Raw genomic sequence first — 16,372 nt, forward strand, 5'->3', positions numbered from 1 at the left:
TCGCAATAACGTGGATAGCCGGGGGGCTTGAACGCGCATGACCGAACTGAAGTATTTCGACGCTATTCGCGCGGCCCAGAAAAACCAGCGCCCGCTGTCGGAAATTCCGCCGTTCGATCTCGGCCGGATCCGCAAGACAGGGCTGATTGCGCGCATCGTCGGGTCTCTGGCCGAAGACCCCCGCTGGGCGCTTTCCCTGTTGCGGCGCATCCGCCCGACCGGCAAGCTCTTCGGTGTTCTGGTGGTCACCAAGAACGCCGATGTCCGCGACATATTGGAGCGCGGCGACGAATTCCAGACCCCATACGGCCCGGAAATGACCGAGCTTGCCCGCGGATCGAACTTCATCCTCGGCATGCAGGACGGCGCCGACTACCGGCGCATGAAATCGTCGGTGCTGAGTGCATTCCCGCCGGCCGAGGTCGAAGCCGCCGTCAGGCCGATCGCGGCGCGTCATTCGCAAGAGATCATGACGCGCGCCAGCCCCGGCTTCGATGCGATCTCCAGGTTGATGAAGATCGTCCCGGTGCACATCTGTCGAGATTATTTCGGCGTCGAGATCGACGATGAATCCGAATTCGCCGACTGGGCGATCGCGCTGAGTGCGCTGTTCTTTTCGGACCCGACGGCGAGCCCCGTCATGCGCGAACTCGCGGTGGTGGCGGGCGACCGTCTTCTCAAAGTCATCGATCGCTCCATCCAGTCGGCCAGGGACCGGGGCTTGAAGGCCGAGCAACCGCTGGCGAGGCTGGTTGTCCAGATGGATCAGGGCCGCCTGTCGCGGGACGACCTCAATTCGATCATGCTGGGCATGATCGCCGGCTTCGTCCCGACCAATGTGCTGGCCGCCGGAAATTGCCTCGACGTGATCCTGTCGCGGCCCGACGCACGGCAGGCTATCGATGCCGCATTGGCCGAAAACGATACCGCCAAGCTCGACAGGGCCGTCCTTGAAGCCATGCGCTTCAAGCCGATCTGGGTCGGCCCCTGGCGCTACACGGCCCGCGACGCGATCATCGGCAAGGGTACGCGCCGCGAGCGCCTGGTGAAGGCCGGCACGGTGGTGATGCCGGCGACGCTGTCGGCGATGTTCGATGCCGACGCCGTGCAGAACCCGGACCAGTTCGACACATCGCGCCCGCATCGCGACTACATGGTGTTCGGCCACGGCATTCATCAGTGCATCGGCGCCGAGATTGCCAGGATCCAGATCGGCGAAAGCCTGCGCGCCCTGTTCCAGAAGCAGGGCGTGCGCCGCATGCCCGGCAAGGCCGGGCGGATGACCCGCATCGGCGCCTATCCCGAAACCCTCAAGGTCGATTTCGAACGGGCAGAACTCTGCCGCACCGTAACGCAGTCCATGGTGACGGTGGTCTGCCCGGTCACCCGATCCGCGTCGCTGGATGCTGTCCGCGACAAGGTTGCCAGCCTCGGCAACCCGGCCGTCGAAGATATCCGCACCGCGCTCGACATTGCCGGCACCGTCCACTTCACCAGCCTGACCGTGGTCGGCACCGGCGAGATCGGCGCTGATTCCGGTCAGGAAAAAGGAGCTCTGGTTCTCGAGATTTCCGGTGACGGCAGCATCGACGATGTCATCGATGCGGTCACGCACGCCATCGGGCACCGGCTGCGGCCGATCTTCAAGGATGTCTGCGATCTGCGCGATGGCGGCGCATTGAACGATTTCCTGCGCAAGCACAATGTCGACATATCGCCGTCCTTCGGCAGCAATGCCGGACTGGTGTTTTCGGGCACGCCGGGGCACTCGGTCCAGCGTATCAAGGCCGAGCAGCAGCTTTTCGAAGCCGTGCGCGACATCGTCGAGCGGCCACGCAAAGGCGCCGGCAACGCTCCCGCCGTGCTCGCTGAAGTTCGCCAGCATGTCCAGTCATTAGGGACGTTTGCCTGGGCGTTCGAGCCGGCCGAGAGCCTGCTGGAAAAGCCGCCGGGTCATTGGGGCCGTGCCCTGATGACGACGTTGCTGGTACCACCGGTCTTCGTCACGGTGGCGATCATCTGGGCTGCTTGCTGGTACATGACCTACGGTGTGGTGTTCGGCAGATCTATCGACATCAGTTCCCAGGAAATCTCCTTCACCGCCATAGCCGTAGCAATCACCTCACTTCTGTTGTCGGGACTTGGAGTGTTGGTGGCAGCGGCGCTGCTGGCGTTTTCGTGCTTGCTGGCGCTGCGACGCCGCGAGGACAGGGATCGGCCGGAAAGCACATCAATCGGCATATCTGAATTGAACGCGATACTCGTCAAGGAGGGCCACGCGGCACAAAACCATCTGACTGCGATTTCGACGATGAAGGCCGGCATTCTGCGGCGGCTGGCGCTCAGGTTTTCTTTCTACCTGATCTCGATAGCTGCCCAGAAGGTATTCAAGCCAGGCTTCCTCAACACCATCAACACCATCCATTTCGCCCGCTGGATACTGCTGCCCGGCTCCAACCGATTGATGTTCTTCTCCAACTACGGCGGCAGCTGGGAAAGCTATCTTGAGGACTTCATCGCCAAGGCGTCCGCTGGCCTGACCGGCGTGTGGAGCAACACCGTGGGCTATCCACGCACACGATGGCTGTTCCTGGACGGCGCGCGCGACGGCGATCGTTTCAAGCGCTGGGCGCGGCGCCAGCAGGTGCCGGCCCTGTTCTGGTACTCCGCCTATCCGCAAATCAACACAGAGCGCATCCGGATCAATTCCCGGGTCAGGCGCGGCATTGCTTCCGCCGTCGGCAACGAGGCGCGCGACTGGCTGAGCTTGTTCGGTTCGCTACGGCGCCCGGCGAGCGAAACAACCACCGTTCAAAAGACCACTTCGCTGCTGGCCAATATCAGCTCTGCCTTTCCGGCGCCTCTCGAACAGCAGCTGGAAACCGGCGAGATCCAGTCCATCTTCTTCGGCCCGCTCGGCCCGCTCGCTTATTCGCATATGCTTGCGATCCGGGTGCCGGACAAGTTGCCGGCGCCCAAGCGCAGAGCCTGGCTCGATTTCGTTGTCGAGCAGACGAGTTTCGGCGAAGGCAGGCCCGCCGGGCGCGCTATGATAGTCGCCTTTGGTCCCGGTGGCCTGCGGCAGTTTGGGCTCGACGAGGGTGTGGAGGGCGATCCACTGGAAACATTTCCGATCGCCTTTCGCCATGGCATGGGCAACCCCGAGCGTGGGCGCATACTGGACGACCGAGGCCGCGACGGCCCGGACGAATGGGAGTGGGGGTCGCTGGAGAACCCTGTGGACCTGGTCATCGTCTGCTATGCTGAAGACCCGGGACGGTTGAAGACCGAGATTGCCACCGTGAGACGAAAGACGACCGGTGCAGGCATGAAGGTCGTTGCCGAACTGCCGCTCGCCGTAAACCGGGGTCCGACCGACACGAAGACGAAATCGTCCGACGGGGCAAAGCGTGACGATCGGTCGGAACGTGGGCCAGCCTACGAGCATTTCGGTTTCGCGGACGGGATTTCGCAGCCGATTGTCCGGGGCACGACCCGCGCCAGCAGGGGCGCCGCGCCCATGCATCTGGTCGCGCCCGGCGAGTTCCTGTTCGGCTATCGTGATGAGCATGGGTTCTATCCAGCCTCGCCCTCGGTAAGCGCATCACGCGATCGGACTGGAATCCTTTCGCAGGTGCGCCGTAGCCGGCTGATTCCGGGCCTGCCGCCACCGCCGCGCGATTTCGGGCGCAACGGTTCATTCCTGGTTATTCGCCAGTTCGAGCAGCACGTCGACGTCTTCAACAACTACTGCAAAAAGGCTGCAGCCTTGGTCGCGAGCCAACTCGGCAACCAAGCCATCACGCAAGACTGGATTGCCGCCAAGATGCTCGGCCGCTGGCAGAACGGTAGCTCGCTGGTGCGCAACCCCGATCATCCGGGACGCGTCATCGACAACAACTTCGCCGCTGGCGCCGAGGATCCGCAAGGCCATCGCTGCCCGCTTGGTGCCCACATTCGCCGTTCCAACCCACGCGACTCGCTGGGTGAGGACCGCGATACGCAGATCAATATCGGCAAGCGCCATCGTATCCTGCGGGTCGGCCGTACCTATGAGAAGCAGGACGGCAAGAATGGCAAGGTCGAAAAAGGGCTGCTGTTCATGTGCCTCAACGCCGACATAGAGCGCCAGTACGAATTCATTCAGCAGACCTGGGTTTCGTCGGCCACGTTCCAGGGCCTCGTCGCTGAAAAGGACCCGACGATTGGTTCGCGCAGCGGTGATGGCAGGTTCACCATTCCGTCATGGGAAAAGGTCACGACGCTCCGTGACATGCCGCAATTCGTCACCACCAAAGGTGGTGGATACTTCTTCATGCCCAGCCGCTCGGCGCTGCGCTACCTGATTTCGCGGCTCTGAGTCTTAGCCGGGGCTATTCGGGATCGGCGTCAGTCGTCGTCCTGCGATTCGGCGATATGGCGCAGCGCCCCGGTGTCGGTGATGCGCAGGCCGCCGCGTTTGATGGCAATGAACGAGCGGTTGCGCCAGTCGTTGAGCGTCTTGTTGACGGACTCGCGCGTGGCGCCGAGGAACTCTCCGAGTTCCGATTGCGAGATCGGGATCCAGCCGGCGCTGTCGGCCATCACCTTGGCCAGGAAGACCAGGCGTTTGGCGAGCCTCGCCTCGATGCCGAAGAAGGCCTGGTCGCCGAGTTCGCCGCTGACCCAGCGCAGCCGGGCGCACAGAAGTTCGATCATCGCGCGTGCCAGCGGTGGATTTCTCTCAATGCGATCAAAGAGTTGTGTCCTGCTGAGCGAAACCAGCTCGCAAGCGGTCAGGCAGATGGCGGTGGCGGTGCGTGGCCGCCCGTCAAGCGCGCCGATCTCGCCGACGAGGCTGCGCGACAGCTCGATATTGGCCACCAGCTTCTGCCCGCCAGGCGAATAGATCGAGATTTCCACCGTGCCGCTCATCACCCCGTAGATCCGGTCGGCGGCATCTTCCTGGACGAACAGATGCTGGCCGGCGGCGTAGCGCTCGACCTTGCAGCCGCTGAACAGGATATCGAACAGCTTTGGATCGATGCGTGCCAAGCGCGGCAGATCGTTTCTGTCGTTTGGGCCGCCAAAAGCCATGTTCCAAATTCCCAATTGCCGCAATCGGCGAAGTTTAAGGGCCGAAGTCTAAGGCAAGAGTGCACCGCGTCAAAGGCCGGCGTTCATCCCTTGCGATTACGCCTTGTAAAGGCTTGGCGCAGTGGTCGCGCCCAGTGCCTGGCTCGTGCCGGGCGGAAAGCCGCCTGCACGCGCGGCGAGAGGAGCCGCGCGTGCAGGCGCCAACTGATAAAAATGGATAGGTGATAAAATTTCTGTAAAACCGAGCGGCCGCAATGGCCCTTCCACCGTTGCGATAGGTGGGCGCAAACAGCGTGAGCGTCTGTGACGGAGATCACATACGGCATCGCTGAAATAATGCGAGCGTCATACATCGCGCGAGCGACTGCGGCAAAGAGACATGCCGACGTTGCGCTTCGGTCATCTTCGACGCGAGTTGATTTGTTTCCTTGCCTGCCGGTCAGAATTGCACCAGTCTAAAATGGGGCAATACACTTCTTTACTTCGACAGAACCTTTGGGGGGCGACTATGCCGGTCAGCAGAGAGCAGCGAATCCGTCAATATCTCGATCTCGTCACCGGGGGCGAGGGGACTGAATCAGTCCTCGGCAACATGGAGACGATGGCAGGCGGCGCCCTGGAATCCCTTGCGCCTGCGGAAGCCGGCAAGACGGAGGCGGCGTTTGAATCGGCGCGCGCTGGCATGGAGAGCCTCGCGCGGGGCGCCGAAGTCGCGCCCGAGCAGCTTTCCGATCTGGAAGCCATAATCATCCCGGAGTTGCGGCCGGTCTATGACATCAAGGATGGCACCTTTACGACGCTGACTTTCGACGGCGCTCCGACACCTGGCCATTCGCTGTGGACGAAGCTTACCAGCGAGGCCGCATTGAAGCAGCGCATCGAAGCCGCCCTGCCGGCGATCGGGCGCATCGAACTGTTGTGGAACACCAATATCCCTTACGGCGGCACGGGCTTCGTTGTCGGCCGCAACCTGCTGATGACCAACCGTCATGTGGCGCAGATATTTGCGGACGGCCTTGGCGACCGCAATCTGCAATTCATCAACGGCCGCGCCGCCGGCATCGACTTCAAGCGCGATTCGGCGGCAGGAAACGTCTTCAAGATCCGCAATGTCCGGATGATCCATCCCTATTGGGACATGGCGATCCTCGAAGTCGAAGGCCTGCCCGACAACATCACGCCGCTGTCGCTCGCGGTCGCCGACGCGCGCGATATGCTGCGCCAGGAAGTCGTCGCCATCGGCTATCCCGCGTTCGACAATCGCAACGCGGTCGATGTCCAGAACGAGCTCATGCGCAATCGTTTCCAGGTCAAGCGCCTGCAACCGGGCATGCTGCAGGGCGGCTTCGATACGGAGAGTTTCGGCAAGATCGTCAGCGCGGCGACACATGATTGCTCGACCACTGGCGGCAACTCCGGCACCGCCATGATCAACCTCGCCACCGGCGAGGTCGTGGCGCTGCATTTCGCCGGCCGCTATCTCGAGCGCAACTACGCCGTGCCCACCGGCGCGCTGGCCAATGACCAGCGTGTCGTCGACCTCGGCCTCAATTTCGCCGGCGCCGCCAGCGGCGGCCCCAACGATTGGGGCGCATGGTGGAACAAGGCGGATAGTGGGTCGCCGGCCGAGGGCGTAAACCTGGTTGAAGTCGGCGGCGTCAAGCAGATCCCAGGCGTCGCCACCCAGACGCCTTCATCGGGAGGCGTCGTCGTTTCGCCAGGCGGCAGCGTCACCTTCGAAGTGCCGTTGCGCATCACCGTCTCGCTCGGCGCAACTCCTGGCCATGAAGCGGTCACGGAATCGGTCGATCTCGAAGCGGCCAAGCCGACCCCTCCAGGCGGCGCATTCGTTCCCAAAACGGTCGCGGACTATGCCGGCTATAAGGGCTACGACGAGAAATTTCTCTCTGGCGGCACTAAACTCGCGCCGGTCGTTGTGCCGATGCCTGAGGCCACCGACCTCTCCGTGCTGGCGCCGCTCAAGGCCGGCGGCACGCAACTCGACTACCAGAATTTTTCGCTCAAGATGCACGCCAAGCGGCGGCTGGCGCTGTTCACCGCCTCCAACGTCACCGAGGAGAGCAATCTGCGCGAGCCGGAAAAGGGCCGCAACTATTCGCGCGGCGGCCTGTTCAGCGAGCGCTGGTTCCCGGATCTGCGGCTCGACGACAAGTATCAGATCCCCGACGTCTTCTACACCCAGGATCAGGGCGCCTTCGACAAGGGCCATATCGTCAGGCGCGATGACGTGGCCTGGGGCAGCACCTTCGAGTTGCTGCTCAGGGGCAATGTCTGTTCCTTCCATGTCACCAACTGCTCGCCCCAGGTCGAAGGCTACAACCGCTCCGACAGCGGCGAGAAGAACTGGGGCGATCTTGAGAACCACGTCCTGTCGGAGGCGGCGAGCGAGCGGCTTTGCGTCTTCGCCGGGCCGGTCCTCGCCAAAGACGACCGGACCTTTGCCGGCAAGGGTCCCAAAGGCACCAGCCTTCGCGCGCCGGTGCCGCGCCGCTTCTGGAAGGTGGTGGTCGCCCGCGTCAGTGACGGCATCGCCAGCTACGGCTTCGTGCTCGAACAGGATCTGTCGGACACGGAGTTGGAGTTTGCCGTCTCCGACGAGTTCATCGGCGCCATGTACCCGCTGACCGAAATCTCCGAAATGACCGGCGTCAGCTTCGACCAGTCGCTGATCGACGCCGACCAGTACGAAACGGTTCGTGGCGGCGAAATTGCAATGCGGGCGGGATCACGGAGACGAAAGAAGAAGGCTTAGGCTCGCGCGGCGCTGCGATGCCTTGCAGGGAACACCATGACCGAATGGACGCAATCCAAGCCGACCTCCCTGCTGCCGGCCACGCGCCCCCGAGCGGTACCAATTAGCGCCAACACAGCGGAGATCTGGATCAGCACATAGCTGACGGCGAGCCGGGCACCGGAAAGAAGTCGTTCGTCAAAAAGCCGTGATGCAGCGCTTCAAAATAGCGGCGATAATACGGGCCGGTTTCACTCAAGGGGTTTACATGCGCACGCGCCACGCCGTCATGCTTGCACTTGCAGCACTTTCCATTCCCGCCGTCTCCATGCCGCTGCAGAAAGCCAGCGCCCTGGAGCCTGAAAAATACACGGTCTATTGCGCCAACGATCACATCGAGGTTTCGTTCTGGGATCTCGAGCAGATGAAGGTGCGCAACGGCTCCGATGTCTGCCAGTTCCAGAGCTATACGAGCTACTCAAGCGCGCTGAACTTCGCGCAGAAGAATTTTGGGGGTGAGGGGGCGAGTTGTAGCTGCTAAGCCGTTTCACGCTTGGAGCGTGATATCCTTGGGAAAAATGGTGGGTGATTCGCGCCGCTTGTTAAGGAAGGGTCACGTGGGCACCGCGCCGAAGGGCATGAAGCGATCAGCGACCCAGGGCGCAGCCGGGCTTGGGTCGGGGCGATCAAGCACATAAGCGGCGAAGAAGGCCTTCGCCAGGCTTCATTGCAGGACTTCCGCGGCGAAGACTTGTGAATACTGAGAGTTTTCAGACGAATAACCCCCTCCCAACATTGACCGCACGCCAGAGTCGGCAGAGTTTGGCGCCGATATTTACTTGAGGGGTTAAGATGGCGAACCATCCGTATATATCCGGCGCAGGCAACGTTACCCAGATGATTGGGTTTTTGCGCAAGAATTTTCCGGCCACCGTCACCGCAGACACCGTGAAGAAGCTCGGTCTCGCCTCAAACAATGAGAGCTACGTCATCAACGTGCTTCAGTTTCTTGGTCTGATAGACAGTGAGGGCAAACGTACCGACGCTGGGCATGAAGCGCTGACGAAGCATAATGAAGAAGAATTTCATGCGGCTTTCGGCGAGATGGTAAAGGCGGCATATTCCGACCTTTTCTCAATACGCGGCGATGATGCTTGGACCATGAGCCGTGACGCCCTGATTGGCTACTTCCGCAGCGCTGACAAGACCAGCGACATCATCGGAAGTCGGCAGGCCGGTGTGTTCGCAGCATTGCGGGAGCTATCCGGTCATCACATCGAGGAAGCGCCGCCTGGGAAACCGAAACCCGCATCTCCTAGAAGAATCCAGGCTCCTAAGAGGCCAGCGAAGGCTGCTACCGGTAAATCTGAAGAGATTGTGCAGGACCCGCCAGTTGCCACGGTCCTGAAGGGACAGAAGGGCGACGTGGCGCTGACTGTGCGTATCGAGATTAACCTACCCGCCGAAGGCACGCAGGAGACCTATGACGCCATCTTCAAGAGCATTCGGGCCAACCTGTTTCCATGAGCATTGCGCTTGAGATTTTTGAGCGGGTTGCTCGCGCGACCAAGAACGTTAGCCAGACTCAGGCTGCGGAAAGTCGAAGCGGCCATCCCTTTGATGAGCGCAATATTCACCCAGAGGTAGCGACGGCATCGAAAAAGCTCTTCGACGACGGACACTTTTCACAAGCTACCTTCGAGGCTCTCAAATTCCTGGATAACAAGGTCAAAACCCTGTCCGGCGTCCAAGACAGCGGCTTCAACCTGATGATGGCTGCGTTCACTGAGAGGAATCCGAGAATCCAACTCACCGACCTTGTTACGGCCAGCGACAAGGATGAACAACTCGGTTTCCGGCACATGTTCGCGGGGTCCATGTCAGGCATCCGCAACCCGCGCGCCCACGATATCCTGGTGGACCCGATTGACCTGTGCCTTGACCACCTATCGTTGGCGTCGGTGCTTATGCGCAGGCTGGATGCCCGGAAGGCGCCCTAGTTTACTCCCCTTGGCTGGCGACACGATGAAGATGAAGGTGCGCAGCGCCTCGATACGCAATGCGCCCCCTTTACACTCGTGCCTACAGCACCCCCCCAACCGCTCCTTCCGAATGGTGCGACCGGAGAGCCTGGGAGCGTCGAGTTCATCTGGCCAAGATTCCGCGCTAAGCCGAACGGTAACGGGGTAGCTTCCTGATCAACGGGTCACATTGTTGTTCAATGTGCTCAACCATTAAGATGAAGCTTTCACGAGCCTGTGCGACGTAAGCGGCGTCGATCGCGGTCAGAACGTTCCCGCTATTGTCCTTTCCATCGCGGTGGACACAGTGGTGGCGGTTCACCATGGCGTCTTTCATCACTCTTTCGGAGATAGGGTCAGGGAAAATCTCAACGTCCAAGGCGACCCTGTAGAGCTTCGCAACGAGTCCCAATTCGTGGTACATTAGGCTTTTGAGGTACGACGTTATTTTCTCCGTCACTAGTCCTGGATTGGCGACAATCGCCTCAAGCGGGAATGATTGCCCCTTGAGCGGGTGGTGACCAAGTACCAGCTTCTTCGCCACATCCGGAAAGTTCGTCACCAGGGTAATGAGGCGGTCGGCAAGGTATGCTTCAACCATGGCGACGCGCTGCACGAGCATCATCCTGTGGAATGCAGGGTAGCTATCGAGATGACGCGCATCTTCCGCGAGTTCATCAAGTTGCTGACCGGAATGCGTGTACCGCTGCGCTGGTTCGTTCGGAACATAGTTTCTAAGGTAGTGCCAATACTCGTAGTCAGAGTCGTCAGCGGCTTGCTGTTCCTCCATCCACATTTCTTTGACGCGGCCCATACAAACCTCTGAGGTTGAAAACCGTCGGACGGCAGGTCATTAGCGACAAGCGACATTTTGCGCGCCAGTCGCCCAAAATAGCCAAGGTGTCAAAATCCTGATTAGATAGCAATTCAGGAAGGTAGATGGTGGGCGATGCAGGGATTGAACCTGCGACCCCACCCGTGTGAAGGGTGTGCTCTCCCGCTGAGCTAATCGCCCGCTCGTTGCCCGAAGGCCAAGCGAGCCGCGATATAAGGGAGGCAGGGTTGTGAAGTCAAGGCGATGCGCCGGCCTTCTGTGCCTGAAATAGCCGAGGACAGGCGCTGCCGCGGAATCCCCGTTTCGCTCAGCCGGCCGCCGCTGCAATCAGCCGTTCCGCCAGGTCGAGAGTCAGCGCGTCGAAATGCGAAATCACCGCCGACGGCTCGAATTCCCTGACATGGCGGTCGGTGTAGCCGAAATCGACGGCAACCACGGGAATGCCGGCGGCCTTGGCCGTGTCGATGTCGGTCTGCGAATCGCCGACCATCAGCGCATGGTGCGGGTCACCGCCGGCGAGCCGGATGGTCTCGGTCAGATGGCGCGGGTCGGGCTTGCGGAAGGCGAACGTGTCCTGGCCGGCGATCGCGGCGAAATGCTTTGTCAGGCCGAGCGCCCCGATCAGCGCTTTCGAATTCGCCTCATATTTGTTGGTGCAGATGGCAAGCAGGTAGCCGGCCTTCTCGAAGCGGGCGATCGCCTCGACCACGCCGGGGTAGGGGCGGGACTTGCCGGGGATGTTGAGCGTGTAGTGGTCTAGGAACAGCTTGAGCAGCCGGTCGTGCTCCTCCACCGCCAGCGACTTCTGCTGCGCGGTATGCGCGCGCTCGATCATCACCCGTCCGCCCTGGCCGACAAAACGCCGGAAGCCGGCCTCGTCGACAGCGGCAAGCTCGCTGGCGGCAAGGCTGTGGTTGAGGCTGTCGAGCAGGTCCGGCGCCGTGTCGATCAGCGTCCCGTCGAGGTCGAACACGATGATCGGTTGGGTCATGGCCTGTCCTGTGGCTGATGCATTGCAGGCAGGCGATAGCGGCTGCGCTTCTTTCAGGCAAGCCGGTGCGAGCCAAAGTCTTTGACCCTGCGGGCAAAAGTGCTAGGAGCGCGCATCCAGAAAAATCAGAACCAAGCCAAACCCCTGGGGCGAGCATGGATGCGAGGCAGTTGAAAGTCGAGGCCGCGCGGGCTGCCCTTGCCCATGTCAGCGACGGCATGCGGCTCGGCATCGGCACCGGGACCACGGCCGACGAATTCGTGCGGCTGCTGGCCGAAAAGATCGCCACGGGCTTGACCGTCATCGGCGTGCCGACGTCGGAGCGCACTGCAGCCCTTTGCCGCGAACTTGGCGTGCCGCTGTCGACGCTTGAGGAAACGCCCGAGCTCGACCTTACCGTCGACGGCGCCGACGAGATCGACGCGGCGCTGACGCTGATCAAGGGCGGCGGCGGCGCGCTGCTGCGCGAGAAGATCGTCGCAGCGGCATCTCAGCGCATGATCGTCATTGCCGATCGCTCGAAGATGGTCGACACCCTTGGCCGGTTTCCCTTGCCGATCGAAGTCAACCAATTTGGCCTGCGCGCCACCGAAATCGCGGTCGCGGCAACGGCCAAAAGTCTCGGCCTTTCCGGCCCGGTTACATTGAGGATGACGGGGGGCCAGCCTTTTGTTACAGACGGCGGCCATTTTATCCTCGATGCATCTTTTGGCCGCATTCCGGATACAAGAGCGCTTTCGAATGCTCTCCATGCCATTCCTGGTGTGGTCGAGCATGGTCTTTTCATCGGGCTGGCGTCAGCGGCCATCATCGCCGGCGGCGACGGCATCCAAACCGTCCATGCCGCCCGAAAACCAGGGAGTTCTACCGATCATGATGTTGCATAACCGGGTTCGCAATCTTTGCGCCGTTCTGGCGGCTTCGGCCGTTTTCGCCTTCTCTTCCCCGGCGTTCTCGCAGGAGATCACGGAATCGCATCTGAAGGCGGCACGGGCGGCGGTCACGGCAATCCACGCGACCGACTCGTTCGACAACATCCTGCCGCAAGCGGCGGCCTCGCTCGAGCAGCAGCTCATCCAGAAGAACCCTGATATGCAGGAGCTGATCGGCAAGACCGTCAGCGAGAAGGCACTGGCGCTGGCCTCGCGCCGTGCCGATCTGGAGAAGGAAGCAGCGCTCGCCTATGCCAAGGTGTTCTCCGAGAAGGATCTCACCGACATCGCCGCCTTCTACAATTCCGATGCCGGCAAGAAGCTTCTCGACAACGGCCCCAACGTGACGCGCGAACTGGTCAAGGCCGCCGACATCTGGCAGAACGGTCTGGCGCGCGATCTCGCCCAGCAGGTCGGCGAAACGCTGGCAGCCGCCGCGAAGGCCGCTGCTCCGGCCGCGCCTGCGCCGGATAACGCAACTGCCCCCGCCGATGGCGCTGCACCTGCCGATGGCGCTGCACCTGCCGACGGCGATGCGCCCGCAGACGGTGACCAGCCGGAAGCGCCGAAGAACTAAGACGTCTGATTTCGCCACCGGCATCCTTGCCGCTGGACCAGAAAGCCCGGTGGAAACCGGGCTTTTCTTTTGGCTTCATGCGGCCTACCTGTCTCAAACATTTCTTGAGGCAAGGAACAGCAGCATGGGCGGTTACGACTACGATCTCTTCGTGATCGGCGGCGGCTCCGGCGGGGTGAGAGCGGCGCGCGTGGCGGCAGCGCTCGGCAAGCGTGTCGGCATCGCGGAGGAATACCGCTATGGCGGCACCTGCGTCATCCGTGGCTGCGTGCCGAAAAAACTCTATGTCTATGCCTCGCAATTTCCCGAGCATTTTGCCGACGCCGCCGGCTATGGCTGGACGGTGCCGGAGGCGAGCTTCGACTGGCCGACGCTGGTCGCCAACAAGGACCGCGAGATTGCCCGTCTGGAAGCGATCTACGAAAAGAACGTGAAAGGCGCCGGCGGCGAGACGTTCCACTCGCGCGCCATGCTGGTCGACCCGCATGTCGTGCATCTCCTGGGCGATGACCGCACCGTCACCGCCGACCAGATCCTGATCGCCACCGGCGGCCGGCCGGCGCCGCACCCGGCGCTGCCCGGTCACGAGCATTGCATCTTTTCCAATGAGGTTTTCGACCTCAAGCAACTGCCGAAGGCGATCATGATCGAGGGCGGAGGCTACATCGCCGTCGAATTCGCCAATATCTTCCATGGCTTGGGCGTCGACACCACGCTGGTCTATCGCGGCAAGGAGATACTGTCACGCTTCGACATGGACCTGCGGCACATGCTGCACGAAACCATGGAAAAGAAGGGGATCAAGATCCTCTGCCACGCCGTGTCGGAATGGGTCCGCAAACGGCCGGACGGCAGGCTGGATGCGTTGGTCACCGGCGGCAAGGTACTGACGATCGACCAGGTCATGCTCGCCATCGGCCGCCTCCCAAACACTGAGAATATGGGCCTGGAAGGCGTCGGTATCGAGCTCGGCATAACCGGCGCCATCGTTGTCGACGAATATTCCCGCACCAACATCGACAACATCTGGGCGATCGGCGACGTCACCAACCGCGTGCAGTTGACGCCGGTGGCGATCCACGAGGCCATGTGTTTCATCGAGACCGCATTCAAGGGCAATCCGACCGCGCCCGACCACGACACCATTCCGACCGCCGTCTTCTCACAGCCGGAGATCGGCACCGTCGGGCTGTCCGAGGACGATGCCGTCAAGCGCTACGCCGATATCGAAATCTACCGCGCCACATTCCGGCCGATGCGGCACACGCTGTCGGGCCGCGACGAAAGGATGCTGACGAAGCTGGTGGTCGATGGCGCCACGCGAAAAGTGCTCGGCGCGCACATCCTCGGGCCGGACGCCGGCGAGATGGCGCAGTTGCTCGGCATTCCGCTGAAGGCCGGCGTCACCAAGGATGATTTCGACCGCACCATGGCCGTCCACCCGACGGCAGCGGAGGAACTGGTCACCATGTACAAGCCCACCTACCGCGTGAAGAACGGCGTGCGGGTCGATTGACGCCCGCGCGCTCGATCTTGAAGAACCCCCCATGGCAGCCGCTGTGCCACCGCGATGGGAGGCCTGAAGCTTATTACAACAAAGTGCCGCGCAGGATGACCAGCGCCACCGAGAAATAGATCACCAGGCCGGTGACATCGACCAGCGTGGCGACGAACGGCGCCGAGGCGCTCGCCGGATCGAAGCCGATCCGTTTCAGCGCGAACGGCAGCATCGACCCCGACAGCGAGCCGAAGGTGACGATACCGACAAGGGCTGCCCCCACGGTCGCCGCGATCAGCGGCCAATGCGGCCCATAATCGTAGAAGCCCATATACTGCCAGAGCGCGATGCGGCAGATGCCGACCACGCCAAGCATGGCGCCGAGTACCAGGCCGGTTGGCAATTCGCGCAACGCCACCCGCCACCAGTCACGAAGGCCGATCTCGCGCAGCGCCAGCGCGCGAATGACGAGCGAGGTCGCCTGCGAACCGGAATTGCCGCCCGAGCTCATGATCAGCGGAATGAACAGAGTGAGCACGATCGCCTTCTCCAGTTCGCCTTCATAGCTTTGCATGGCGTTGGCGGTCAGCATCTCCGAGATGAACAGCGCGCACAGCCAGCCGCCGCGCTTCTTGATCATCGCGAGAAAGCTCATCTTCATGTAGGGCTCGTCGAGCGCCTCCATGCCGCCGAAACGGTGCGCGTCCTCGGTCGTCTCCTCGATCATGATGTCGATGATGTCGTCGATGGTGACGATGCCGAGGATCTTGCCGTCGTCGACGACGGGAACCGCGAGCAGGTCATATTTGGAGATCGTCTGCGCCAGTGTCTCGCGATCGGTCAGCGGCGTCACCGTCACCGGGGCGCGATCCGGCGCCACCGACAGGATCGGATCGTCCGGCTCGCCGGTGATCAGCCGGCGCAGGCCGGTCGAGCGCACCAGCACATGCGTGTCTGGATCGACGATGTAGATGGCGTAGACGGTCTCCCGCGTCCGCTCCACCTTGCGGATGTAGTCGAGCGTGCGCCCGACGGACCAGTCCGACGGCACGCTGACGAATTCGGTCGTCATGATCGAGGCGGCGCTGCCTTCGGGATAGCCGAGAATGGAAAGCAGCGTTGCCCGCAGCGGCGGGACCAACCCGCCGAGCAGCTCGGAGCTCGCCGGTTCGTCCAGTTCGCGCAGGATATCGGCGGCGCGGTCGACCGACATGGCGGTCAGGAGCTTGCACGCTTTGGCGCGCGGCAGCGCCTCGGCCAGATCGGAGGCGCCGTCGAGTTCAGGCTGGTCGAAGATCTCGACCAGCCGCTCGAACGGCATTTCGCAAAGCAGTTCTATCGCGGTATCGCGAGATTCCCGGTTCAGGGCCTCGACGACATCGGCGACGTAATCATTGGCAAGGATACGCGCGATAGCGACGGCATCGTCGCTTGCTACGACGGGGGTAAATTCGTTCATGGCTCACTCCTTGCCGTCCGGCGGGACGTGAGCCGTTAGAGGTCACATCGAGGCGGACGGCGGTTGCGTTCGACTACTGTCGCCAGGCATGGCGCGGTGACCTTTCTGCTCGCGGGTTCGAGTTGGAATTCAGCGAGCGGGCGCAACATAGGAGCGCATCTTGGCGAGTCAATCGCGGGGGTGGCGGAAAACAGCCGGGAGCCGCCCAATCGCGAGACTGTGATGATTATT

General features: G+C 61.9%; 12 protein-coding genes and 1 tRNA gene. 8 read left to right on the plus strand and 5 right to left on the minus strand.

Annotated features, from left to right (window positions below; all coding sequences use genetic code 11):
• Positions 1–37 precede the first annotated feature (37 nt).
• On the plus strand, positions 38–4,360 hold the full coding sequence (locus X730_RS160770) for a cytochrome P450 (RefSeq protein ID WP_023825554.1): 4,323 nt from the start codon (positions 38–40) through the stop codon (positions 4,358–4,360).
• Between the two features lie 29 nt (positions 4,361–4,389).
• Here the strand turns inward: X730_RS160770 and X730_RS160765 are convergent, their stop codons facing one another.
• The gene (locus tag X730_RS160765; RefSeq protein ID WP_023668987.1) at positions 4,390–5,076 is read right to left on the minus strand and encodes a Crp/Fnr family transcriptional regulator; all 687 of its coding nucleotides are present in this window, start codon (positions 5,074–5,076) and stop codon (positions 4,390–4,392) included.
• A gap of 508 nt (positions 5,077–5,584) precedes the next feature.
• On the opposite strand from X730_RS160765, the gene X730_RS1000000165145 reads away from it, so the two are divergent.
• From X730_RS1000000165145 to X730_RS160755, 4 genes are all read left to right on the plus strand, one after another.
• Positions 5,585–7,849 carry a DNA/RNA non-specific endonuclease gene (locus X730_RS1000000165145; protein WP_023825555.1) on the plus strand — a complete coding sequence of 755 codons (2,265 nt, stop codon included), beginning with the start codon at positions 5,585–5,587 and terminating at the stop codon, positions 7,847–7,849.
• Between the two features lie 247 nt (positions 7,850–8,096).
• Positions 8,097–8,369 (plus strand): hypothetical protein, encoded by a 273-nt coding sequence (locus X730_RS1000000165150; protein WP_155922395.1) that lies wholly within the window; start codon positions 8,097–8,099, stop codon positions 8,367–8,369.
• A 311-nt stretch (positions 8,370–8,680) separates the two neighbouring features.
• Positions 8,681–9,355, plus strand: coding sequence for a DUF5343 domain-containing protein (locus X730_RS160760; RefSeq protein WP_023825557.1), 675 nt, complete (start codon positions 8,681–8,683; stop codon positions 9,353–9,355).
• Positions 9,352–9,828: a TIGR02391 family protein gene (locus X730_RS160755; protein WP_023825558.1), complete on the plus strand. Its 477-nt coding sequence runs from the start codon at positions 9,352–9,354 to the stop codon at positions 9,826–9,828. The genes X730_RS160760 and X730_RS160755 overlap by 4 nt, the downstream gene beginning before the upstream one ends.
• A 166-nt stretch (positions 9,829–9,994) precedes the next feature.
• Here the strand turns inward: X730_RS160755 and X730_RS160750 are convergent, their stop codons facing one another.
• The 3 genes from X730_RS160750 to X730_RS160740 form a co-directional block, all read right to left on the minus strand.
• On the minus strand, positions 9,995–10,663 hold the full coding sequence (locus X730_RS160750) for a hypothetical protein (RefSeq protein WP_023825559.1): 669 nt from the start codon (positions 10,661–10,663) through the stop codon (positions 9,995–9,997).
• Positions 10,664–10,789: 126 nt separating this feature from the next.
• Positions 10,790–10,864, minus strand: a tRNA-Val gene (locus tag X730_RS160745).
• Positions 10,865–10,991: 127 nt separating this feature from the next.
• Entirely contained in the window at positions 10,992–11,675 is a 684-nt protein-coding gene (locus X730_RS160740) for a phosphoglycolate phosphatase (RefSeq protein WP_023825560.1), read from the minus strand.
• Positions 11,676–11,830: 155 nt separating this feature from the next.
• On the opposite strand from X730_RS160740, the gene rpiA reads away from it, so the two are divergent.
• The 3 genes from rpiA (at position 11,831) to gor (ending at position 14,700) form a co-directional block, all read left to right on the plus strand.
• The gene (rpiA, locus tag X730_RS160735; protein WP_023825561.1) at positions 11,831–12,562 is read left to right on the plus strand and encodes a ribose-5-phosphate isomerase RpiA; all 732 of its coding nucleotides are present in this window, start codon (positions 11,831–11,833) and stop codon (positions 12,560–12,562) included.
• Complete coding sequence (locus X730_RS160730) at positions 12,549–13,184, plus strand: DUF2059 domain-containing protein (RefSeq protein WP_023820740.1); 636 nt, start codon at positions 12,549–12,551, stop codon at positions 13,182–13,184. The genes rpiA and X730_RS160730 overlap by 14 nt, the downstream gene beginning before the upstream one ends.
• A gap of 124 nt (positions 13,185–13,308) precedes the next feature.
• Positions 13,309–14,700: a glutathione-disulfide reductase gene (gene gor / locus X730_RS160725; protein WP_023825562.1), complete on the plus strand. Its 1,392-nt coding sequence runs from the start codon at positions 13,309–13,311 to the stop codon at positions 14,698–14,700.
• A gap of 73 nt (positions 14,701–14,773) precedes the next feature.
• On the opposite strand, the gene mgtE is transcribed toward gor, so the two are convergent.
• The gene (gene mgtE, locus X730_RS160720) at positions 14,774–16,141 is read right to left on the minus strand and encodes a magnesium transporter (RefSeq protein WP_023825563.1); all 1,368 of its coding nucleotides are present in this window, start codon (positions 16,139–16,141) and stop codon (positions 14,774–14,776) included.
• Positions 16,142–16,372: the final 231 nt, after the last annotated feature.

This window comes from Mesorhizobium sp. L103C131B0 (assembly GCF_000502275.1).
In the GTDB taxonomy this organism is placed as follows: Bacteria; Pseudomonadota; Alphaproteobacteria; order Rhizobiales; family Rhizobiaceae; genus Mesorhizobium.